Below are 19,211 nucleotides of genomic sequence, written 5' to 3' on the forward strand. Positions count from 1 at the left end.
ATCGTCGGCGACGCGCTCACGCTGTGATTCGCGCAGTCCAGTCCAGATGATGCCGGTATGCCCATCCTCGCTCGCCGCCGACGTCGTTGCCCGCGCTGGCCGCCACGAGCTTCTCGACCCGGGCGCGGCGCAGCCGTTCGTAGGCCGCGAACGCCGCGGGCGCGTCCGGCAGATCGCGCAGGCACTGGCCGAGCACCACCGCGTCTTCCAGCGCCATCGACGCTCCCTGCCCCGCAGCGGGCGACGCCGCGTGGGCAGCGTCCCCGGCCAGCACCATCGACGACGTGGACCAGACGCGGGTGGTCGGCAGGTCGTAGGAATGGCCGCCGCGGACGTCGTCGCCGGTCGCGGCCACGATCGCGGCGCACGGCAGCGGGTCGTCGGCGAACGCGGCGTGGGTGAACTCACGCCAGCCTTCCGGGGTGACGGCGGCGATCTCGGCGCGCGAGCGCTCGGAGTCGGGGACGCGGGCGAACCAGAACGTCGCGCCGTCCGGTGCGGTGGTGTAACCGAACGCGGCGCGACTGCCGCGCACCATCCGGTAGATGCCGGGCGCGGCGGGAAATCCTTCGGCGCGGGTGTAGCCGTAGACCACGGTCAAGCCGGTGAAGCGCGGCGGCTCGGCGCTCAGGTCGATGAGGGTGCGGACCACGGAATGGAGTCCGTCCGCTCCGACGAGCACATCGCCAGACTCGGTGGTGCCGTCCTGGAAGGTCGCGGTGACGCCGTCAGTGGCGGAGACGAGACGTTTGCCGTGCACGATCCGGATTCCGCGCCGTTCCGCTTCCTGTTGCAGCGCACGGTAAAGCGCGGCACGAGTGAGGGTGCGCGGGCCGTCGAGTTCGCGGTCGAATTCGTGCGCGCCGAGCGTGGTCCCGTCCGGGCCGACGAGTTCCATGCCGGTCGAGGCGAAGGACGCTTCGATCACCGGAGAATCGGCGTCGATCGCGCGCAACGCGTTCATGCCGTTGTGCATCACGACGAGGAACGCGCCCGCGTCCGCTCCCCCGCTGGGATGCGCCTCGAACACCACCGGCTCGTGTCCGGCCAGCTGCAGCGCCATCGCCGTGACCGTGCCCGCGACTCCGCCACCTGCGATCAAAACGCGCATCGCGCCCCCCTGGATACGACCGTGCCGCCGCCACCGTAGCGGGTGGCGGCGGCACGGAACCAGTGCTCAGGCGCGCTGCGCGACCGCGAGCCGCACGCAGACGGCGAGGGCGCGGACGGCCTCCTCCACCTCGGGCAGCTCGGGGAAGGTCGGCGCGATGCGGATGACCGCGTCGGCCGGGTCGTCGCCGTGCGGGTGGGTGGCCCCGGCCGGGGTCAGCGCGACGCCCGCCTCCTTGGCCAGCCGCACGACCTCCTTCGCGGTGCCCTCGGGCACGGTCAGCGAGATGAAGTAGCCGCCGGTCGGCTTGGTCCAGGTCGCCAGGTCGCCCAGTTCCTCGGAGAGGATGCGCTCGACGGCGGCGAACTTGGGCGCGATCAGCTCCGCGTGCTTGCGCATGAGCGCGCGGACGCCGTCGGCGTCCTTGAGGAACAGCGCGTGGCGCAGCTGGTTGACCTTGTCCGGCCCGATGGTGCGCTTGCTGAGCACGCTCTGCCACCAGGCGAGGTTGGCCTCGGACGCGCCGAAGAACCCGACGCCGGCCCCGGCGAAGGTGATCTTCGAGGTGGAGCCGAACACGAACGCGCGGTCCGGGTTCCCGGCCTCGGCGCAGAGCGCGAGGATGTCGGCCAGCTCCGGCTCGTCGTCGGTGAGGTGGTGCACCGCGTAGGCGTTGTCCCAGATGATCCGGAAGTCCGGCGCGGCGGTCGGCATCGCGGCGAGCCGTCCGGCGGTCTCGGCGCTGAAGGTGACGCCGGTCGGGTTGGAGTACTTCGGCACGCACCAGATGCCCTTGACCGCGGCGTCGTCGGCGACGAGGCGCTCGACGACGTCCATGTCCGGACCGGTTTCGGTCATCGGCACCGGGATCAGCTCGATGCCGAACCGCTCGGCGAGCGCGAAGTGCCGGTCGTAGCCGGGCACCGGGCACAGCATCGCGATGCGGGGCTCGTCGGCCCAGCGGCGGGTGGCACCCGGCAGCGTGCTGAGCATCGCCTGGGCGATGGTGTCGTGCATCAGCTCCAGGCTGGAGTTGCCCGCCGCGAACAGCTGCTCGACCGGCACCTGCAGGGCGTCGGCGAAGATGCGGCGCAGCTCCGGCAGCCCCTTGAGCCCGCCGTAGTTGCGGGTGTCGGTGTCGTCCTCGGCCTTGTACTGGCCGTTCGGCAGCGTCAGGAGATCTGCGGAGAGGTCGAGCTGCCGGGGCGACGGCTTGCCGCGGGTGATGTCCAGGGACAGGCCGCGCTCGACCAGCGCAGCGTAGTCGCGACGGGCGGTGTCGACGTCGACAGGAGCTGTGGTCATACCACCACGCTAAACCGCTCGCGCAAGCCAGTTCGGGTGACCCCCGGCTCTCGTGGGCTAGCGTGGAGCCCGTGCGGTACCTGGTGCATGCCGAGCAACGGCAGTTCTCCTTGCGGGACAAGGACGCCTGGCGTCCCGGCGACGGCGGGTGGACCGACGAGGCGGTGTCCGTGCACCGCGTCGCGGTAGAGCCGTCGTCGCTCTCCGTGGCGACCGCGCGCTCCGATTGGGTCGAGGTCGACGTGTCGGTCGGCGCCGCGGCACCGCCGGTGCTGCCGGACGCGTCCCACGTCGTGGAAGCCGATCTCGACGTCCCCGGCGGCGAGGCGACGCTGGCCGGTCCCGCCGACTACGCGCACCAGGTTCACCGGATCGCGGTCCCGCCCGGCCGGTACCGAGTCCGAGTGTCCTATGTGGAAAGCGGCCCGCCGGACGCCGAATGGCACGACCACGAATTCGGCGAGCATTTCCGGTACGTGCTGGACCTGTGGCCGTCCGCCGAGGCCGCCCCGGTCGCGGTGCTGCGCCAGGGCGCCGGGGTCTGGGACGGCTGATATCCCGTTGGCGGCGCGCGGACGGGGACGGCAGACTCGGCGGCATGCAGTGGATCACCACCGAGATCGGCGAAGAGTTCATGCGCGGTGCACTTGAGCTGGAACGCACGCCGCAGGGCTTGCTGCCGCACCGGCTGACCGCACGGGCGCGGGCGCAGAACACCGACAGCAGGCTCGCGCTGGCCGAGACCCAGCCGTCCGGCGTGCGCTTGGTGTTCCGCACCGAGTCGACCGCCATCGAACTGGACACCCACCGCACGAAGGTCGGCTACGCGGGCGTGCCGCCGCTGCCGGACGGCAACTACGACCTCGTCCTGAACGGCCGCCCGGCCGGCTCCGCGACGGTCTCCGGCGGCGACGAACTGATCCTCGACATGATGACCGGCTCCGGCGAAACCCGCCCCGGCCCGCCCGGCACAGTCCGGTTCTCCGATCTGCCCTCGGGCGTCAAGGACGTCGAGATCTGGTTGCCGCACAACGAAACCACTCGATTGGTCGCGTTGCGCACGACGGCCCCGATCACGCCGCTGCCACCCGCTGGACGGGTCTGGCTGCACCACGGCAGCTCGATCAGCCACGGCACCGGTGCGGCCGGGCCGTCCCAGACGTGGGCCGCGCTCGCCGCCGCGGCGGCCGGGGTGGACCTGATCAACCTGGGCTTCAGCGGGAGCGCACTACTGGACCCGTTCACCGCGCGGGCGATGCGGGACACGCCCGCCGATCTGATCAGCGTGAAGCTGGGGATCAACGTGGTGAACGCGGACCTGATGCGATTGCGCGCTTTCGGCCCGGCGGTGCATGGGTTTTTGGACACGATCCGGGAGGGGCATCCGGACGTTCCGCTGGTGGTGATCTCGCCTTGGCTGTGCCCGATCCACGAGGACACGCCCGGGCCGGGTGCGCCGGACTTCAGCACCGGAACGCTGCGGTTCAAGGCGACTGGCGATCCTTCTGCGGTGGCGGAGGGGAAGCTGACGTTGAAGGTGATCCGGGAGGAACTGGCACAGATCGTGACAGCTCGGGCGGATCCGGGGTTGTATTACATGGACGGGCTTTCGCTGTACGGGGAAGGGGATTTTGCCGCCCATCCCCTGCCGGACGCGCTGCATCCGGACGCGGCTACGCATCGGCTTGTCGGGGAGCGATTTGTTAAGCAGGTCTTCGGGGAGGGTGGCCCGTTCGCGGCCTGAGCCCGTGCCGGGAGCGTCAAGAGCCCAGCCCTGTCGCGTCGGCCAGATCGTCGAGCACCAGCTGCATCCAGTCTCGCCCGGAGGCTTGACCCGGCGGAGACCAGGTCTCCTACGGCACAACGGCAAACCTGGGCACTCGCAGACCGGACACGAGGCCATGCTCGCTGTGCGCTTGCCGCCGGCGAACAGACAATTTTCACATTCCCGGCTAGGAGAACCTCGGGTCAGCGAGGCTGACCGACAAGGAATTCCCCAGGTTGTTCACCACGGTGAACTTTTCCGCGGAAACGGTGATCCGCTCGAATGGATTCGAGTGCTGCAATGCCACCAGCCAGCGCAGGCCGCCCGCCCGGTCGAGCCGGGCGAAGAATCCGTCCGCGCCGAGCTCGCCTTCGCCGCACACAAGAAATCCGTCCTCGATTTCGGCCCTCGCGATGATCTCGATGCTCATCACGTATTCGGGATCCGCCAAAACCTCGTCCAGGTCGAGCAGCGCGCCGAGCCGGAACCACGAAAGCTCCGCACCATTCGTCGTTGCCGCGAAAGCGGTGTCATCCGCCCGGTAGAGGCCGGAGACCGCAGGCGCGCTGCCGGAGCGCCACAGGGAAACAACCCGCTCCGTCATTCCCCCTCCACCCGAGGCCTCTCGTTCAATCCCTGCCAAGGCACGCGACACCCGTTTTCGTCCCGGTTGCGCTTGCTGGTCATCCGCTTTTCGAAACTCCTGTCCCAGTTCATGCCCGATGTCTTCGCTGGGTTGGGGGACTGCGGATCGACTCGTTCCACTTTGACCTTGTAGTCGGGCACCTGCTGACGAACTTCGCGTGCCGCGTCCAGCCGCCGGTTATCGTAGCTGACCAACTGCCCGCCCCGGTCGATCACCCGCAGCGCCGTGCCCGGCCGATTCCAGTCCCAGGTGCCGTTCAGCATCGATTCCACGACAAAGCCGAACCGGCGCTGCGCCGACCGGACGCAGGCCGACCCGGCGACCCCGACGGCCAGCCGGTCCGTTCGCCGGCTGGCCTCGGCTGCTAACTTCCGCCTCATGGCGGACCACACTCTCCGGGCCAAGCTGACCGACTCCGGCAGCGGCGTGCTGCTCTTCGGCATCACCCCGCCGCGCCTCAGCACCTCGCCCGAGCGGATCCGGGAGATCACCGCCGCCACCCTCGCGCGGCTCGGCGACCTCGACGTCGACGGCCTCGCCCTCTACGACATCGACGACGAGAGCGACCGCAACCCCGAGGAGCGGCCGTTCCCCTACCTGCCGACCCTCGACCCGGCCGGCTACCACGCGGGCTATCTCAGCGAGTGGGACCGTCCGGCGGTGATCTACCGGTGCGTCGGCAAGTACCCCGGCGACGAGCTGCGCGATTGGTTGCGGACCGCCGACACCGAGCGGGTGCTGTCCGTCTTCGTCGGGGCTTCCTCGAAGGGCAAAGAGGTGCGCACCCGGCTGTCCGAGGCGCAGGCATTGCGCCGCGAAGTCCGGCCGGACCTGCTGCTCGGCGGCGTCGCCATCACCGAGCGGCCCGACGAGCACCTCCGGCTGATCGCCAAACAGCAAGCCGGCTGCGCGTACTTCATCTCGCAGGTGATCTACAGCGCAGACGCGGCCAAGAGCATGGTCTCCGACTACTTCTACGCCTGCCGTGAGCAGCAGCTCGAACCCAAGCCGGTCCTGTTCACCCTCTCGGTCTGCGGTTCGGAGAAAACGCTGGCGTTCCTCAAGTGGCTCGGCGTCCACGTCCCGCGCTGGCTGGAGAATTCCCTGCGCCACGCGGACGACACGCTGGCCGAGTCCTACGAGCAATGCCTGGCGAACGCCCGCGAACTGGCCGCTTTCTGCCGCAAGCTCGGGATGCCGTTCGGGTTCCTCGTGGAGAGCGTGTCGATCCGCAAGGTCGAGATCGAGGCGTCGGTGTCCCTCGCGAAAGAGGTGAGCGGGCTGCTCGGCCGGGCGGCTACAGCGGATCCAGCGCGGTGATCTTCCACTGTCCGTCGGTGCGATGCGCGGTCACGGAAAGCTGGCCGACCGACGATTGAGGCGCACCGCCGCCGGGCAGGATCGTTTGCTGGTCAAGGAAAAGCAGCAGGCTCGCGTCGTCGCCGTGCAGGGACCGGACGCCGATCGCGCGGACGGTCGTGGTGCGGACGAGTTTTTCGTTCGTCGCGCGTTGGCGGGCCGCGGCGAATTGGGCTTGGTACTGACCCACTGCTGAGCCCGTGAGGACGTCGCCCGCGGCGCGAGCGGTGCGGTCCAGGTTCGCGTAGTCGTAAGAAAAGACAGCCTTGACGGCGGCGCTGACCTGGTCGGTGACTTGAGATGTCGCGACGGGGTCGACCATCGCTTCGTCGTCTTCGGGTTGCAGCAGCAACGCTTGCACTCCGAACCACACCGCGCACGCCAGCGCGACCGCGGCCACGCCAGCGGCGATCGTCCGCCGGTTCACGAGCCCACCGCCTGGACAGCGCCGATCTTCCACGCATCGCCGTCGCGCGCGAAGTCCACGGCCAGGCGGGCCTGTTTCGCCGAGGGCGCGCCGTCGCCGGTGCTCACGCGGACGTTCAGGACTGCGATCAGCCTTGCTGTACCTGCCGACGGGTCCAGATCGGTGACAGCGGCTTGCACCAGCGAAGCTGTCGACACGATCTTGGCGCGCTTGGCCCGGTCGATCTGCATCTGCCGGTCGCCGGAAAGGTCTTTGCCGTACTGCCCGGTCGTCGCGGCGATCCAGCGGTCCACGTCGACCGCGCTCGTGCGGTAGTCGATCGTGTTGAGCGTGACCAGGCTCGTGCTCGCGGCGGCCAGCACGGCGTCCCGGGCCCGGCCGCGGGCGAGGCCGTCGTCCTGCGCCGCGCTCCACCACGACCAGCCGAACCACGCCGCGGCCAGCACCGCGACCACGGCCAGCGCGGTTAGCACTCGTGCAGTCAGGAAGGGCCGTCCCGCAACAACCTCGTCGGCAGCGTCGTCGGTTTCCGCGGTATCAACAGCCATCACGAACCGCCCAGCAACGCCCCGAGCCCGCCCTTCAGCGGCGCGGTCAGCTGTCCCAACAGGCCCGGCAACTGCTGCTGCGAGCCCTGGTCCGAAGGCGCGGAAGCCTTGGGCGCGGCCGGAATCGCGGGCGGCTTCCCCGCGTACGGCGCGTTCTGCGCCCCACGCACCTCAGTCGGGCTGCCTGGAGGCTCCGCGCAGTAAGCGTTCATGTTGACCGGCGCTTCGCTCGTGTCGTTGGCCGGACGCTGTTTCGTGCCCTCGTACCCCTTCGTGCACGAATGCGGGTCGAAGAAGTTGAACACCACGCCCAGATGCCCGGTGCCGTCCGGCGAGGTCGTCGGCGAGAACGCCGAGATCACCGGGTACGCCACCAAAAGCTCCTCGATCGCGTCCTTCCGCATCGAGGTGACCTGCGCGGTGGTGAGCGAGTTCGCGAACAACACGCCGAGGTCGGTCCCGGACGTCGCGAGCACATCGCTGATCTGTCGGCTCAACTGCGGAGCCTCGTCGATCACCTTGCGGATAGCCGGATCCGACGATTTCAACTGCCCGGTGATCGTCCTCAGCCCGGACGCGAACGCCGTGATGTTCTGCGCCTGCCGTTCCTGCGTGGCGAAGACCGTGCGCGAATTCGCCAGCAACCCCTGCGTGTCCGGCACGTACTGCGCGGCCGTCGCGGTGAGCGAACTGGTGCTGTCCAACAGCTTCTGCAACTCCGGCCCGGAACCGGCGAACGCGTCGTACGTCTCGTCCACCACGGTCTTCAACGACTCCGGATGGACGCTCGCGACCAGGCCGTCGAGATGCGTCAGCACGGAATCCGGCGTCGCGGGCAGCGACGTGCGGTCCTGCGTGATCACCGCGCCGTCCTCCAGGTACGGGCCGGATTCGCGGTCCGGCAGCAGGTCCACGAACTGCTCCCCCACCGCCGACCGGTTCGCGACCTGCGCGTGCAGCGCGGACGGGATGTCCGGGCCGCCGGAGTCGATGTCGAGGCGGACGTCGATGCCCTGCGGGGTGAGCGTCATGGCCCCGACGCGGCCGACCGTCACGCCGCGGTAGGCGACCTCGGAGTTGACGAAAACCCCGCCGGAGTCGGCGAGTTTGAGCGTCACGTGGTAGCCCCGGTTGCCGAAAATCCGGTCGAGACCGGCGTAATGCCCGCCCGCGTAGGCCACCGAGACGATGGCGATCGCGAAGAACACCAGCAGCTGGATCCGGACTTTGCGCGTGTTCATCAGCCACCTCCCAGCAGGCCGCCGAGCAACCCGCCCAAGCCCGGTTTCGCTCCGCCCGTGGCCGGTGTGTTGGGCAGCGGCAACGGCAACTGCGGCAGCTGCGGCGTCCCTTGCCCGGCAGCGGGCGGCGTGCCCCCGGTCGAGGGGGGCGTCGGCAGCTGGAACGGCGGCTGCGACGAGTTCGTGAAGTTCTGCACCAGCTTGTCGAGGTCGAGGTTGATCCGCGCGTCGACGTTCGCGTAGTCGCCCTTGATCACGTTGCCCGCGTAGTCCGGGAACGGATAGGTGAGCAGGATCCGCAACGCGTTCGGCAGGTCCTTGCCCGCCGCGCTGAGCTGGCGCAGCGTCGGCTCCAGGGCCTTGAGGTTCGCGACGAGCTGGTCCCGGCTGCGGTTCACCGTGTCGACCGCGACGCCGGAGAGCTTGTTCAGCGAGTTCAGCATCGCCACCAGCTGGTCGCGCTGGTCGGCGACGATCTTCAGCCCCGGCGCGAGTTTGTCCAGCGCGGTGGCGAGGTTCTGCTTCTGCCCGACGAGCGTGGTCGACAGTTTGTCCAGCCCGTCGATCGCGCGCAGGATCTCGCCCTTGTGCCCGTCCAGCTGGGTGGCCAGTTCGTCCACCCGGGACAGCAGCGCGCGCATCTGCGGTTCGTTGCCCGACAGCGCGTCGTTGAGTTCGTGGCTGATGTTCTGCAGCTGGTCGACGCCGCCGCCGTTGAGCAACAACGACAACGCGCCCAGCACCTCCTCGATCTCCGGGTTGCGGTTCGTGCGCCCGAGCGGGATCTGCGCCCCGTCGGCGAGCTTGCCGGCCGGTTTCTCCGCGGTCGGCGCGCTCAGCTGCACGAACTTCTCTCCGAGCAGACTGGACTGGCGCAGTTCGGCGAGCGCGTTGGCGGGCAGCTGGACGTCGCCGTTCACCGTCATCGACACGAGCGCGGACCGGGTGTCCGGGGTGAGCGCGATCCGGTCGATCCGGCCGACCGCGACGTCGTTCACCTTCACGTTCGCCTGCGGCACCAGGTCCAGCACGTCGGTGAACAACGCGGTGACGTGGTACGGGTGGTCGCCGACGTCCGGGCCGCCGGGCAACGGCGTCGAGTACAGCCCGTTGAACCCGCCGTCGCTGCACCCGGCGAGCACCAGCACCCCGGCGAGCACGCCCGCCAGCCGTTTGCGGAGGCGGTTCACTTGCCACCTCCGGGTTTCTGCGTCAGCACGTCCGACAGCGGCAGCGGCAACGGCGGAAGCTGGCCGTTTTGCAGGGAGTTCAGCGCCTGCGGGATGGACGGCAGCTTCAGCGTGCCGTCGAGCACCGGCGCGAGCTTCTTGCAGATAGTGCCGAGTGTGTCCGGCAGCGGCTTCGGCGTGCCGGCGCTGATCAACCGGCAGATGGTGAGGATCGGCGGGTTGGTGATCTCGTTCAGGTTGTCGCGCACCGCGATCGTGCCGGACGCCGCGTCGTAGGTGTTGATGAAGTTCGTCGCGCCGGTCGGCGCGATGTCGAGGACCTCGGCGAGCGAGGCCCGCTGGTCCACCAGCACCTTGGTGAGCGACGCCAGTTTGGCCACATTGGACGAGAGCCCGTTTTTGTTGTCCGCCACGAACTGTTTGACGTCCCCGAGCGACGTGGACAGCGAATCGAGCGCGGCCCCGACGTCGTGCGAATCGTCGGCGAGGAACCCGCTGACGTCCGCGAGCCGCTGGTAGAACTCGTTCAGCTGGCTGTCGCTTTGAGACAGCGCGGAGGTGAAGGAGTTCAGGTTCTTCACCGTGGAGAACAGGTCGTCCTTCGAATCGTCGAGCGTGCCGGCCAGATCGGCCAGCCTGGTGACGGTCGAGTTCAGGTCCTTGCCGTTGCCCTTGAGGTTGGCGGCGGCGGTGTCCAGCAGGTCGGAGAACGCGCCGTTTTTGTTGGCCCCGTTGGGTCCGAGCGCGGTGGACAGCTTGTCGAGGCTCGCGTAGAGGTCGTCCAGTTCCACCGGCGTCGCGGTTTTGTCGCGCGCCAGCACGGTTCCGCTCGCGAGCGTCGGACCGCTGTCGTACGACGGGGTCAGCTGCACGTACCGGTCGCTCACCAGGCTCGGCGAAACGACCACCGCGCCCACGTCTTTCGGGATCGGGACGTCGTCGTTGACCTTCATGTCCACGCGCACCGCTTGGCCCTCCGGCGTCACCGCGGTGACCTCGCCGACCGCCACGCCCAGCACGCGCACGGACGAACCGGCGTAGAGGCCGACGGTTTTGCCGAAGTAGGCCGAGATCTTCGTCCCGCCGGTGTCGCGCAGAACGAGGTAGACGCCCGCAGTCAGCAAAAGCGCTGCCACACAAGCGAATCCGAGCCAGGTAACCAAACTGCGCCCAGCGCGCGTTTCGACAGTCATCGTCCACCCACCCCCTGATCAGGTGCGGAGATCGGCGGCGTGCAGCCCTCCGGGTTGATCGAGATTCCGCCCGCGGTGATCGTCGGCGGCAGCAGGCCGCACAGATACCCCTCGAACCAGCGCCCGTTGCCGGTCGCGTTCGCGCCGACCCGGGCGAACGGGGCCATCAGCTGCAGGCTCCGGTCGAGGTTGCCCTGGTTGCGCTGCAAAACGTCGGTGACCTTCCCGAGCGCGGCGAGCGTCGGCCCGATCTGCGTGCGGTTGTCCGCGACCAGCCCGGACAGCTGCGCCGAGATCGCCTGCGTGCCCTTGAGCAGCGTGCTGATCTGCTCGCGGCGCTGCTGCAGTTCGGTCAGCAGCAGATTGCCGTCGCTGATCACCTGCTGCAGCTGGGCGTTCCGGTCGGACAGCGTCTTCGAAATCTTGCTCGTGTTGGACAGCAGCGCGTGCAGATCGGCGTCGCGCGAGGACACCGTCTTCGACAACGCCGACAGCCCGGACAGCGTGTCCTTCAAGTACTGCGGACTGTCTTTAAGGGAATCCGACAGCGCGGTGAAGCTCTGCGCCAGCTGCTTGGTGTCGATGTCGCCGACCGTCGTGGACAGCTGGTTGAACGCGTCCTGCAGCTGGAACGGCGTCCGCGTGCGCTGCACCGGGATCGTGTCGCCGGGCGTCTGCGTGCCGCCGCCCTTCGTGTCCAGCGCGAGGTACTTCTCCCCCAGCAGCGTCTTGATCTCGATCGACGCCGTGGACGCGTCGCCGACCCGCACGCCCTTCACGCGGAACTTCACGAGCACCTGCTTGTGCCCCAGCTCCACCGAAGTCACCTGCCCCACCTTGACGCCGGCCACCTGCACCTCGTTGTCCGGCGCGAGCCCGGCGGACTCGGCGAACGCCGCGGTGTAGGTGGTGCCGTTGCCGAACATCGGGATGCTGTCGGAAAAGTACGTCACGGCGGTGATCAGCACGATGAGCACGAGCGTCACCGCGCCGACGCCGGCCTGGTTCCGGTCTTTGAGTCGTTTCACGGGCCACACCTCGGCGCGCGTTCGGTACCGGGAACGGGCACGATCGGCAAGGTTACGTCCAGCGAGGAAATGCCGATGGTGCCTTCGATCCCGCACAGGTAGTAGTTGAACCAGCTGCCGTAGCTCAGGGTCCGGGTGAACTTCTCCAGGTTCCCCGGCAGCACCTGCAGCAGGTGCTCGATGAGCGGCTGCGAATCGTTGAGGTTGTTCGACAGCTTCCCGAGCTGGGCCACGTCCTGCTGCACCGCGGGCCGCGCGTCGGCGAGCAGACCGGCGGTCGCGTTGGTCAGGTCGCCGAGCGCGCCCACCGCGTCGCCGATCGGCTTGCGCTGCTCGGCCAGCCCGCTCACCAGCCGCTGCGTCTGGTCGACGAGGTCGCCGAGCTGCGGGCCGCGCGCGTTGACCGTGCTGAGCACCTGGTTGAGGTTGTCGATGACCTGCCCGATCACCTTGTCCTTGCCCGCGATCGCCGACGTGATCGACGCGGTGTGCGACAGCAGGCTGGTGATCGTGCCGCCCTCGCCCTGGAACACCTGCACGATCTCGGCGGAAAGCTGGTTGACCTCCTTCGGGTCCAGCGCCTTGAACAGCGGCTTGAACCCGTTGAACAGCACGGTCAGGTTGAGCGCCGGTTTGGTCCGCTCCGGCGGGATCGTGTCGCCAGGGGACAGCATGTCGCCGCCGCTGACGTCGGTGCCGAGCGAGAGGTAGCGCTGGCCGACGAGGTTGCGGTACTTGATGGTCGCGGTGGCGAGCGAGGGCAGCTTGTACGCCGATTCGACGAGGAACCGCACCTCGGCGTAGTTCCGCTCGCCCTGGTCGACCCCGATCGTCTCGACCTGGCCGACCTTCACGCCGGAGATCCGCACGTCGTCGCCGGCCTGCAGCCCTGAGGCATCGGTGAACTTCGCGACGTAGGAGGCGGTGTTGCCGAAGTTCGTGTTCGCGATCGTGGTGGCGAGGACCCCGGTGAGCAGCACGGTGACCACGGCGAAGATGCCGATCTTGATCAGCGCGGGGACGAACGACCTCATTTCAGCTCCACCTCCGCGCCGCGGTACAGCGGCCCGACCAGCAGCCCGGACCAGCCCGGCACGTTGTCCGGCGTGGTGTTCAGCGTCGGCGAGACCAGCAGGTCGAGCAGCTTCTGCTCGTCGGCCGACCCGACGATGCTCGGCGCGCCGCCGGTCGATCCGGACCCGCCGGGCAGCGGGCCGTTGGTGATGTCGCCGGGCAGCGTGCCGTCCGGGTTGTGCGGCGGGGCGGGCTTGGTCGTCCCGTCCTTCACCGCGCCGTCCGGCGGGTACTGCGGCCAGTGCCCGGGTTTCGGCACCTGCGGATAGCAGCGCGGGCCGCGTTTGTCGTCGTACTTCGGCTCGTCGACGCCGGGCAGGTACTTGCCGCGGCTCGCCGAGAACTCGATCGTCACGCGGCTGACCTCCGGATGCGCGGTGCCCTTGCCGAACGCCAGCTCCGCGTTCGGCACCGTCCCGGCCAGCTGCTTGAACAGGCACGGGTATTCCGGCGCGTACTTCGCGAGCACGTCGAGCGTGGGCTGCACGGCGGTGGTGAGGCGGATGATGTTGTCCTTGTTGACTTCCAGGAAGCGCGTCAGGTCGGTGGCGGTGCCGGTGACCGAGGAGTAAAGGTCGGTCAGGCCGCGCTGTTTCTCCACGATGGTCTGCGTCGTCGTGGTGAGGTCCGACAACGCCTGCAGCGCGTCCGGCGCGGCCTTGTCGTAGATGCCGGAAACGTTGGCCAGCCCGGTGATGTCGGCCTTGAGATCGGGCAGCGACGGGTTGAGCTTGCCGAGGTAGTCCGACAGCTGGGTCAGCGTCTCGCCGAGCTTCTTGCCGCGTCCGTCGAGCGCGGTGGACACCGCGTTGAGCGTGCTGGAGAGCTTTTCCGGCTGCACCGCCTGCAGCAGCGGCATGACGTGGTTGAGGACCTGCTCCAGTTCGATCGCGGTGCTGCTGCGGTCCTGCGGGATGACGTCGCCCGCCTTGATCGGCCGCTGCGCCTGCTCGGGCAGCTGGAGCGCGACGTACCGTTCGCCGAACAGGGTTTTCGGCAGCAGCCGCGCCGAAACGTTCGACGGGATCACGTCGGTCTTGTCCGGCTGCAGCGCCAGTTCCAGCTCCGCGTGGTCGCCGACCGGCCGCACGTCGCGGATCTCGCCGACGAGCATGCCGCGCACCTTCACGTCGCCGCCGACGCGCAGCTGGCTGCCGACGTGGTCGGTCTCCAGCTTCACGAGCGTGACCGGCGTGAAGACCTTGCGGTACGCGGCGATCGTGGTGGTGAAGAACAACGCCGCCACGACCAGGAAGACCAGCCCCAGCAGCTGGTACTGGAGCCGTTTGCGCAACTCTCGACGGGTACTCATCCGGATATCCGCACTGTCGTGTTCGCGCCCCAGATCGCGAGGCTCAGGAAGAAGTCCAGCACCGAGATCAGCACGATCGACGTCCGCACGGCGCGGCCCACCGCGATGCCCACCCCGGCCGGCCCGCCGGACGCGGTATAGCCGTAATAGCAATGGGAAAGGATCACCAGCACGCTGAACACGATCACCTTGGCGAACGACCACAGCACGTCCTCCGGCGGGAGGAACAGCGTGAAGTAATGGTCGTACGTGCCCGCGGACTGGCCGTAGAGCCAGATGGTGATCTGCCGCGACGCGAGGTACGAGGACAGCAGGCCGACCGCGTACAGCGGGATCACCGCGGTGACGCCGGCGAGCACGCGCGTGGTGACGAGGTAGGGCATGCTCGGCACGGCCATCACTTCGAGCGCGTCGATCTCTTCGGAGATCCGCATCGCGCCGAGCTGTGCGGTGAAACCGCAGCCGACGGTGGCCGACAACGCGAGCCCGGCCGACAGCGGCGCGACCTCGCGGGTGTTGAAGTAGGCCGAAATGAACCCGGTGAGCGCGGCGGTGCCGAGCTGGTTCAGCGCCGAATAGCCTTGCAGGCCCACGATGAGACCGGTGAACAGCGTCATCCCGATCATCACGCCGAGCGTCCCGCCGATCACCGCGAGACCGCCGGTGCCGAAGCAGACCTCGGTCAGCAGCCGCGTGGTTTCCCGGCCGTAGCGGCGGATCGTGCGCGGCGACCAGGCGAGCGCCCGGCCGTAGAACGAAAGCTGCTTCCCGAGTCCTTCGAGACTCGCGCCGGGGCGCGCGATGATCTCCAGCGTCCGGTCGGACGCGCGCGGCTGCTCGATCGGTTCGGCCGTCATGTCACAACGCCTTCGGGGGCACGACTTTGAGGTACACGGCGGTCAGCACGACGTTGATCAGGAACAGCAGCAGGAAGGTGATCACCACCGCCTGGTTCACCGCGTCGCCGACGCCCTTCGGCCCGCCCGCCGGGTTCAGCCCGCGGAACGCGGCGACCACGCCCGCGACGAAGCCGTACAGGAACGCCTTGATCTCGCTGATCCAGAGGTCCGGCACCTGCGCGAGCGCGTTGAAGCTGGCCAGGTACGCGCCGGGCGTGCCGCCTTGCAGGACCACGTTGAAGAAGTAGCCGCCGAGCACGCCGACCACGCTGACCAGGCCGTTGAGCAGCACCGACACCACGATCGCGGCGAGCACGCGGGGCACCACGATGCGCTGGATCGGGTTGACGCCGAGCACTTCCATCGCGTCGATTTCTTCGCGGATCTTGCGCGCGCCAATATCAGCACAGACGGCGCTTCCTCCTGCACCGGCCACCAGCAGCGCGGTGATCAACGGGCTCGCCTGCTGCACGATGGCGAGCGCGCTGGCCGCGCCGGTGAAGGACTGCGCGCCGATCTGCGTGGTCAGCGATCCCAGCTGCAGCGCGATGACCGCGCCGAACGGGATCGCGACCAAGGCCGTCGGAAGAATGGTCACGCTCGCGAAGAACCAGCACTGCTGGATCCATTCGCGGAACTGGAACGGACGCTTGAAAATCGCCCGCAGGACCTCCCAGGACAGCGTGGCGAGCCTGCCGACCTGAGTCAGCGCCGCGGTGCCCGGGAGAGTGACCGAGCCGCTTCCGCCCACCGCACCTCCCAGTAGTCACCCCCGAGTCTTGCCCATCCCCGCCCGCCGATTTCGGTTAGCGGTGTTCACTCCCGTCCCTTCAGCCCCCAGCCGTCACCCTGGGCTCACCAGCACCGTTCACAGTTTCAACGCATGGGTGGCGGTCGCTCCGCCATCGGCGACGAACTCGCTGCCGGTGCAATACGAACTCTCGTCGCTGCCGAGGAACACCAGCAGCGGCGCGATCTCGTCCGCCCGGCCCACCCGGCCGAGCGCGACCTTCTTGCCCACCCAGGACACGTCCACGTCCGCGCCCGCGGCGTCGGACACCATTTTCGTGTCGATCATCCCCGGATGCACCGAGTTGACCCGGATCCCGCGCGCGCCCAGCTCCAGCGCGGCGACCTTGGTCATCCCGCGGATCGCGAACTTGGTCGCGGTGTAAGCGACGAGGAACGGCATCCCGGCCAGACCCTCCACAGAGGACACGTTGACGATGGAGCCGCCGCCGGCCCCCGCCATCGGTTCAACGACCGAGCGCATGCCGAGAAACGCCCCGATCTGGTTGATCCGCACGACGCGTTCGTATTCGGCCAGCGGCGTCTTCGCGAGTTCCGAAAAGTACAGCACCCCGGCGTTGTTGACCAGCACCGTCGGCGCGCCGAACTCCGTCACCGTGGTCTCGACCGCGGCCGTCCAGCCGTCCTCGTCGCTCACGTCGAGGTGGCAGAACACGGCCGATTCGCCGAGTTCGGCGGCGAGCTGCTTGCCTTCGTCGTCGAGGACGTCGGCGATCACCACCTTCGCGCCTTGCGCGACGAACGCGCGCGCGGCCGCCGCGCCCTGCCCGCGTGCCGCTCCGGTGATCAGGGCGACTTTGCCGGCCAACCGGTCCTCGGTCATGCGTCCTCCGGGTTCAGGGCAGCGAAAGCAGATCGGTCGCGGCGAACATCCGCTCCGGGTCGCGATCGGCGAAGTGCGCGCCGACGGTCGCGGCGAGTTCGCCGGTGGTCCAGGCGCCGTTGGCGGTGTCGAACCGCTCCTCCACCGACGGCGGCTTCAGCAACGCGACCATGCCGCCGTGGACGACGAAAACCTGGCCGTTGACGGCGTCCGCGTCCGGCGAGGCAAGGAATGCGACAAACGGAGCAACGTGCTCTACCGACAACGGATCGAGCCCGTCGGCCGGCGCTTCGCCGAAGACATCCGCGGTCATCGCGGTGCGGGCGCGCGGGCAGATCGTGTTGGCGCGCACGCCGTATTTCGCCAGCCCGCGCGCCGCGGACATGGTGAGCGCCGCGATGCCCGCCTTGGCCGCCGAGTAGTTGGGCTGGCCCGGCGAACCGACCAGGAAAGCCTCGGACGCGGTGTTGATCAGCCTGCCGTACACCGGCTGACCCTCCATTTTGGAGCGATCGCGCCAGTACGCGGCAGCGTTACGGGACAGCAGGAAATGCCCGCGCAGATGCACCGCGATGACCTTGTCCCAGTCCTCATCGGACATCGAGAACAGCATCCGGTCGCGGAGCACGCCCGCGTTGTTCACGACGATGTCGAGGCTGCCGAAGTGGTCCACCGCGGCCGACAGCAGTTCCTTCGCGGTCTCGGCCGAGGAGACGTCCCCGGCCACCGCGAGCGCCTTGCCGCCGTGCTTCTCGATCTCGGCCACGACGTCCGTCGCCTCGCCGATGTCGTTGACCACGACGGACGCGCCTTCGCGGGCCAGCGCGAGCGCTTCGGCCCGGCCGAGCCCCGCTCCGGCTCCGGTGACGACAGCGACCTTGCCCTCGAGCGTCATCGAATCGCCCCAGCCCGGTCGTCGTACGTGTTCCCTGCGGCCGATTTCACCCGCGAGCCTCCTCGTCGAAGCCTGCCTGACGAAGCACAGACTAGAATCTGTTCTCGTATTGAGCAAGCCCCGATCAACCGGTCGTGAACAGGGCGTTCTTCGGGCAGTTCGTCACCGCTTGCGAAACACGTTCTACTTCATCCTCCGGAACCGGCCCGATCACCAGGTTCTCGTCGTCGTCGAGATCGAAGACCTCCGGCGCGAACCCCACGCACACCGCGTTGGCCTCGCACAGCGTCCGGTCGACACTGACCTCCATGCTTCCTCCCGCTCGCCGATCCTGGTACAACTAGAACAGGTTCTAGCTTACCGCCGGGGCCCGGTACGACACCACAACGAGACCGGCGGGGTGGAGGTGACGGGTGCGGATCGACTATACGAGCGAGCAGCAGGCACTGGCCGCTGAGCTGCGGGAATACTTCGCTGAGCTGATGACGCCCGCGCGGCGGGAAAGTCTCGCGGCGCCGGGCGGCGAGTACGGCGACGGGTTGGCGTACAAGGAAATCGTCCGGCAGCTCGGCAAGGACGGCTGGCTCGCGCTGGGCTGGCCGCGCGAGTACGGCGGCCAGGACCGGAGCATGCTCGACCAGCTGGTCTTCACCGACGAGGCGGCGATCGCCGGGGTGCCGGTGCCGTTCCTGACGGTGAACACGGTCGGCCCGACGATCATGCGGTTCGGCACGCCGGACCAGAAGGCGTTCTACCTGCCGAAGATCGCTGCGGGCGAGCTGCATTTCGCGATCGGCTACTCCGAACCGGGCGCGGGCACAGACCTCGCCTCGCTGCGCACGCGGGCTACCCGCGACGGCGACGAGTACGTGGTCAACGGGCAGAAAATGTGGACCAGCCTGATCGAGTACGCCGACTACGTGTGGCTCGCCGCGCGCACCGATCCGGAGGCGCGCAAGCACAAGGGCCTGTCGATCCTGATCGTGCCGACCTCCGCGCCGGGCTTTTCCTGGACGAAGGTGCACACCGTCGCCGGGCCCGGCACCAGCGCGACCTACTACGACGACATCCGCGTGCCGGTCACGTCGCGGGTCGCCGAGGAGAACGCGGGCTGGCCGCTGATCACCAACCAGCTCAACCACGAACGCGTCGCGCTGACCTCCGCCGCGCCGGTGCGGAAAGCGCTGGCCGACGTCGTCGAATGGGCCCGCGCGGAGTCGCTGACCGACCGCGAATGGGTCCGGACGCACCTCGCGCGCGTGCACGCCTGTGCCGAGTACCTGAAGCTTCGGAACTGGAAGATCGCCTGGGCCGCCGCGGCCAGCGAACTCGGCCCGGCCGAGGCGTCGGCGACCAAGGTGTACGGCACCGAGATGGCGATCGAGGCGTACCGGCTGCTGATGGAGGTGGTCGGCGCGGCCGCCGTGGTGCGCGACGGCTCCCCCGGCGCGGTGCTCGCGGGACGGCTGGAACGGCTGCACCGTTCGGCGTTGATCCTCACTTTCGGCGGCGGCACCAACGAGGTGCAGCGCGACATCGTCGCCGCCACCGCCCTCGGCCAGCCCGTGACGCGTTAGGAGTTCTC

The 19,211-nt window shown here is 68.8% G+C and carries 21 protein-coding genes; 4 read left to right on the forward strand and 17 right to left on the reverse strand.

The genetic code is table 11. The features are described from left to right. Positions 1-16: 16 nt before the first annotated feature. Entirely contained in the window at positions 17-1,111 is a 1,095-nt protein-coding gene (locus tag ABZX37_RS30890; RefSeq protein ID WP_354745471.1) for an FAD-dependent monooxygenase, read from the reverse strand. 66 nt (positions 1,112-1,177) lie between these two features. Then, positions 1,178-2,416 (reverse strand): aminotransferase class I/II-fold pyridoxal phosphate-dependent enzyme, encoded by a 1,239-nt coding sequence (locus ABZX37_RS30895; protein WP_354745473.1) that lies wholly within the window; start codon positions 2,414-2,416, stop codon positions 1,178-1,180. A 71-nt stretch (positions 2,417-2,487) separates the two neighbouring features. On the opposite strand from ABZX37_RS30895, the gene ABZX37_RS30900 reads away from it, so the two are divergent. Then, positions 2,488-2,970 carry a hypothetical protein gene (locus ABZX37_RS30900; protein ID WP_354745474.1) on the forward strand — a complete coding sequence of 161 codons (483 nt, stop codon included), beginning with the start codon at positions 2,488-2,490 and terminating at the stop codon, positions 2,968-2,970. A gap of 44 nt (positions 2,971-3,014) precedes the next feature. Further along, on the forward strand, positions 3,015-4,160 hold the full coding sequence (locus tag ABZX37_RS30905) for a GDSL-type esterase/lipase family protein (RefSeq protein WP_354745476.1): 1,146 nt from the start codon (positions 3,015-3,017) through the stop codon (positions 4,158-4,160). Between the two features lie 208 nt (positions 4,161-4,368). Here the strand turns inward: ABZX37_RS30905 and ABZX37_RS30910 are convergent, their stop codons facing one another. Together ABZX37_RS30910 and ABZX37_RS30915 are read right to left on the reverse strand one after the other, a co-directional pair. After that, positions 4,369-4,785, reverse strand: coding sequence for a hypothetical protein (locus ABZX37_RS30910; RefSeq protein WP_354745478.1), 417 nt, complete (start codon positions 4,783-4,785; stop codon positions 4,369-4,371). After that, complete coding sequence (locus ABZX37_RS30915; RefSeq protein WP_354745480.1) at positions 4,782-5,090, reverse strand: hypothetical protein; 309 nt, start codon at positions 5,088-5,090, stop codon at positions 4,782-4,784. The genes ABZX37_RS30910 and ABZX37_RS30915 overlap by 4 nt, the downstream gene beginning before the upstream one ends. A gap of 115 nt (positions 5,091-5,205) precedes the next feature. On the opposite strand from ABZX37_RS30915, the gene ABZX37_RS30920 reads away from it, so the two are divergent. Then, complete coding sequence (locus ABZX37_RS30920) at positions 5,206-6,147, forward strand: 5,10-methylenetetrahydrofolate reductase (protein WP_354745482.1); 942 nt, start codon at positions 5,206-5,208, stop codon at positions 6,145-6,147. On the opposite strand, the gene ABZX37_RS30925 is transcribed toward ABZX37_RS30920, so the two are convergent. The 13 genes from ABZX37_RS30925 to ABZX37_RS30985 all read right to left on the reverse strand — a co-directional run bounded on the left by ABZX37_RS30925 (position 6,125) and on the right by ABZX37_RS30985 (position 17,936). Further along, complete coding sequence (locus tag ABZX37_RS30925; protein WP_354745483.1) at positions 6,125-6,613, reverse strand: hypothetical protein; 489 nt, start codon at positions 6,611-6,613, stop codon at positions 6,125-6,127. The genes ABZX37_RS30920 and ABZX37_RS30925 overlap by 23 nt on opposite strands. Next, the gene (locus tag ABZX37_RS30930; protein ID WP_354745589.1) at positions 6,610-7,098 is read right to left on the reverse strand and encodes a hypothetical protein; all 489 of its coding nucleotides are present in this window, start codon (positions 7,096-7,098) and stop codon (positions 6,610-6,612) included. Before ABZX37_RS30930 ends, ABZX37_RS30925 begins: the two co-directional genes overlap by 4 nt. Before the next feature lie 62 nt (positions 7,099-7,160). Then, positions 7,161-8,402, reverse strand: a complete 1,242-nt coding sequence (locus ABZX37_RS30935; protein WP_354745485.1) for an MlaD family protein — start codon at positions 8,400-8,402, stop codon at positions 7,161-7,163. Further along, on the reverse strand, positions 8,402-9,592 hold the full coding sequence (locus ABZX37_RS30940) for an MCE family protein (RefSeq protein ID WP_354745486.1): 1,191 nt from the start codon (positions 9,590-9,592) through the stop codon (positions 8,402-8,404). Before ABZX37_RS30940 ends, ABZX37_RS30935 begins: the two co-directional genes overlap by 1 nt. Continuing rightward, positions 9,589-10,785: an MCE family protein gene (locus ABZX37_RS30945; RefSeq protein ID WP_354745488.1), complete on the reverse strand. Its 1,197-nt coding sequence runs from the start codon at positions 10,783-10,785 to the stop codon at positions 9,589-9,591. The genes ABZX37_RS30940 and ABZX37_RS30945 overlap by 4 nt, the downstream gene beginning before the upstream one ends. Then, positions 10,782-11,813 (reverse strand): MCE family protein, encoded by a 1,032-nt coding sequence (locus ABZX37_RS30950; protein WP_354745490.1) that lies wholly within the window; start codon positions 11,811-11,813, stop codon positions 10,782-10,784. Before ABZX37_RS30950 ends, ABZX37_RS30945 begins: the two co-directional genes overlap by 4 nt. Then, positions 11,810-12,847 carry an MCE family protein gene (locus ABZX37_RS30955; protein WP_354745492.1) on the reverse strand — a complete coding sequence of 346 codons (1,038 nt, stop codon included), beginning with the start codon at positions 12,845-12,847 and terminating at the stop codon, positions 11,810-11,812. Before ABZX37_RS30955 ends, ABZX37_RS30950 begins: the two co-directional genes overlap by 4 nt. Continuing rightward, complete coding sequence (locus ABZX37_RS30960; RefSeq protein WP_354745494.1) at positions 12,844-14,199, reverse strand: MCE family protein; 1,356 nt, start codon at positions 14,197-14,199, stop codon at positions 12,844-12,846. The genes ABZX37_RS30955 and ABZX37_RS30960 overlap by 4 nt, the downstream gene beginning before the upstream one ends. Further along, positions 14,196-15,056, reverse strand: coding sequence for an ABC transporter permease (locus tag ABZX37_RS30965; protein ID WP_354745496.1), 861 nt, complete (start codon positions 15,054-15,056; stop codon positions 14,196-14,198). Before ABZX37_RS30965 ends, ABZX37_RS30960 begins: the two co-directional genes overlap by 4 nt. A 1-nt stretch (position 15,057) precedes the next feature. Beyond that, positions 15,058-15,849, reverse strand: a complete 792-nt coding sequence (locus tag ABZX37_RS30970) for an ABC transporter permease (protein ID WP_344267887.1) — start codon at positions 15,847-15,849, stop codon at positions 15,058-15,060. 117 nt (positions 15,850-15,966) lie between these two features. Beyond that, positions 15,967-16,731 carry a glucose 1-dehydrogenase gene (locus ABZX37_RS30975; protein ID WP_354745498.1) on the reverse strand — a complete coding sequence of 255 codons (765 nt, stop codon included), beginning with the start codon at positions 16,729-16,731 and terminating at the stop codon, positions 15,967-15,969. A 13-nt stretch (positions 16,732-16,744) separates the two neighbouring features. Beyond that, the gene (locus ABZX37_RS30980) at positions 16,745-17,626 is read right to left on the reverse strand and encodes a 3-oxoacyl-ACP reductase (RefSeq protein WP_354745500.1); all 882 of its coding nucleotides are present in this window, start codon (positions 17,624-17,626) and stop codon (positions 16,745-16,747) included. A 124-nt stretch (positions 17,627-17,750) separates the two neighbouring features. Continuing rightward, positions 17,751-17,936, reverse strand: a complete 186-nt coding sequence (locus ABZX37_RS30985) for a ferredoxin (protein WP_116202111.1) — start codon at positions 17,934-17,936, stop codon at positions 17,751-17,753. A gap of 103 nt (positions 17,937-18,039) precedes the next feature. Here ABZX37_RS30985 and ABZX37_RS30990 point away from each other — a divergent pair, with 103 nt between their 5' ends. Continuing rightward, the gene (locus ABZX37_RS30990; protein WP_354745502.1) at positions 18,040-19,203 is read left to right on the forward strand and encodes an acyl-CoA dehydrogenase family protein; all 1,164 of its coding nucleotides are present in this window, start codon (positions 18,040-18,042) and stop codon (positions 19,201-19,203) included. The last annotated feature ends 8 nt before the right edge of the window (positions 19,204-19,211 follow it).

This window comes from Amycolatopsis sp. NPDC004079 (assembly GCF_040610415.1).
Classification (GTDB): domain Bacteria; phylum Actinomycetota; class Actinomycetes; order Mycobacteriales; family Pseudonocardiaceae; genus Amycolatopsis; species Amycolatopsis halotolerans.

Bases quoted from the DNA above. Each gene is read 5' to 3' on its own strand.
- ABZX37_RS30905 (WP_354745476.1), top strand. From the start codon at position 3,015: ATGCAGTGGATCACCACCGAGATCGGCGAAGAGTTCATGCGCGGTGCA.
- ABZX37_RS30915 (WP_354745480.1), bottom strand. From the start codon at position 5,090: ATGCTGAACGGCACCTGGGACTGGAATCGGCCGGGCACGGCGCTGCGG.
- ABZX37_RS30975 (WP_354745498.1), bottom strand. From the start codon at position 16,731: ATGACCGAGGACCGGTTGGCCGGCAAAGTCGCCCTGATCACCGGAGCG.
- ABZX37_RS30965 (WP_354745496.1), bottom strand. From the start codon at position 15,056: ATGACGGCCGAACCGATCGAGCAGCCGCGCGCGTCCGACCGGACGCTG.
- ABZX37_RS30985 (WP_116202111.1), bottom strand. From the start codon at position 17,936: ATGGAGGTCAGTGTCGACCGGACGCTGTGCGAGGCCAACGCGGTGTGC.
- ABZX37_RS30945 (WP_354745488.1), bottom strand. From the start codon at position 10,785: ATGACTGTCGAAACGCGCGCTGGGCGCAGTTTGGTTACCTGGCTCGGA.
- ABZX37_RS30955 (WP_354745492.1), bottom strand. From the start codon at position 12,847: ATGAGGTCGTTCGTCCCCGCGCTGATCAAGATCGGCATCTTCGCCGTG.
- ABZX37_RS30960 (WP_354745494.1), bottom strand. From the start codon at position 14,199: ATGAGTACCCGTCGAGAGTTGCGCAAACGGCTCCAGTACCAGCTGCTG.
- ABZX37_RS30935 (WP_354745485.1), bottom strand. From the start codon at position 8,402: ATGAACACGCGCAAAGTCCGGATCCAGCTGCTGGTGTTCTTCGCGATC.
- ABZX37_RS30980 (WP_354745500.1), bottom strand. From the start codon at position 17,626: ATGACGCTCGAGGGCAAGGTCGCTGTCGTCACCGGAGCCGGAGCGGGG.
- ABZX37_RS30920 (WP_354745482.1), top strand. From the start codon at position 5,206: ATGGCGGACCACACTCTCCGGGCCAAGCTGACCGACTCCGGCAGCGGC.
- ABZX37_RS30895 (WP_354745473.1), bottom strand. From the start codon at position 2,416: ATGACCACAGCTCCTGTCGACGTCGACACCGCCCGTCGCGACTACGCT.
- ABZX37_RS30890 (WP_354745471.1), bottom strand. From the start codon at position 1,111: ATGCGCGTTTTGATCGCAGGTGGCGGAGTCGCGGGCACGGTCACGGCG.
- ABZX37_RS30910 (WP_354745478.1), bottom strand. From the start codon at position 4,785: ATGACGGAGCGGGTTGTTTCCCTGTGGCGCTCCGGCAGCGCGCCTGCG.